This is a genomic window from Mesorhizobium sp. (assembly GCF_041661565.1).
Lineage (GTDB): Bacteria > Pseudomonadota > Alphaproteobacteria > Rhizobiales > Rhizobiaceae > Mesorhizobium.
Genome location: NZ_JBAZUD010000129.1, coordinates 13518 through 14548, shown reverse-complemented (window position 1 = coordinate 14548; position 1031 = coordinate 13518). Strand labels below are relative to the sequence as shown.

The window sequence follows — 1031 nt, the reverse complement described above, 5'->3', positions numbered from 1 at the left end:
GCGCGCACCATGCGGGCGCCGGCAACCAGCGCCACGATCTCGTCACGCGTGAACATCAGCGGCGGAAGGTCGAAACCCTCCCTCATCATGTAGCCGACGCCCGCCTCGCCGTCGATCGGCACCCCGGTCGACTGCAGGTCGGCTATATCGCGATAGATGGTTCGCTCGGAAACCTCGAGCCATGTGCCGAGTTTCTGCGCGGTGACCAGACGGCCGCCACGAAGGTGCTGCACGATCTGAAAGAGCCTGTCGGCGCGACGCATCGTATGGTCCCTCGGTGTTGTCTGCCCGCGTGTCGCCCCAGACCGGGTCCGGATTTCCGACGACATGCACTATGGTTTGAGCCCTTCGTGCCTGCGCCGCGCGGCGACGAATTCCGCGCCGAAGGTTAGCCTGCCTGTCGTCGGCGTCCTCGCATCGAGCACACGCCAGAATGGCGCAACGTCGCTCAATGCCATGCCGCGTTCAAGATCCTCCCCGGCTGCTTCCGCCACCGTGCGCAGATGATAGCCTATCGTGACGGGACATGTCACTTCGGCGCCATGCTCGACGGCAAGGGCCGTCCGAAGCACGCGCACGTCCATTTCGACCCCTTCGGGAATCGAGCGGATGAATTCGTCGACCTGGCGCGCGGTCGGGACCAGCATCGGCTGGCCCGCGACGATGCCGGCCATCGCGCGCGGCGCCGGCCTGATGCCGTTTATTCCCGGCGTGTTCAACCTGTCGTTCCAGCTTTTCATCGAGTGTCTTCCCGGTGACCGCCCTACCATCGCATGCGGCTCCTGACACCATTCTGTCAGGAGCCTTCAGCATACTCGCTGGCAAACATGGTTCGCATCCTGGCGATATCGGCACTTCGTTCGGGATAGAGTGCGTTCAGGAAAGCCAGCGCGAAGGTGCCGGGGGCCGAGCCCGGAGCAGAAACGACGGCGCCGTCGGCAACCGCGTGCGGCACGTCCTGATAGTTGACGTCGCCGATGTAGCCGGCTTCGTGCCCGTTGATCCAGTCACGGCCATTGCTGGGATGCCTG

At 64.5% G+C, this 1031-nt stretch carries 2 protein-coding genes and 1 pseudogene; all 3 read right to left on the bottom strand.

The genetic code is table 11. The features are described 5' to 3' along the window. Window positions 1-263 (bottom strand): YafY family protein (locus tag WC739_RS19915; protein ID WP_127370291.1); only part of this gene is annotated, 263 nt, incomplete at its 3' end. A 69-nt stretch (window positions 264-332) separates the two neighbouring features. Then, window positions 333-740, bottom strand: a complete 408-nt coding sequence (locus WC739_RS19910) for a hypothetical protein (RefSeq protein WP_372954736.1) — start codon at window positions 738-740, stop codon at window positions 333-335. 56 nt (window positions 741-796) lie between these two features. Next, a pseudogene (locus WC739_RS19905) lies at window positions 797-1031 on the bottom strand (glutamine amidotransferase); the annotation flags it as partial.

Coding starts and splice junctions, on each gene's coding strand:
- WC739_RS19910 (WP_372954736.1), bottom strand. CDS start 740: ATGAAAAGCTGGAACGACAGGTTGAACACGCCGGGAATAAACGGCATC.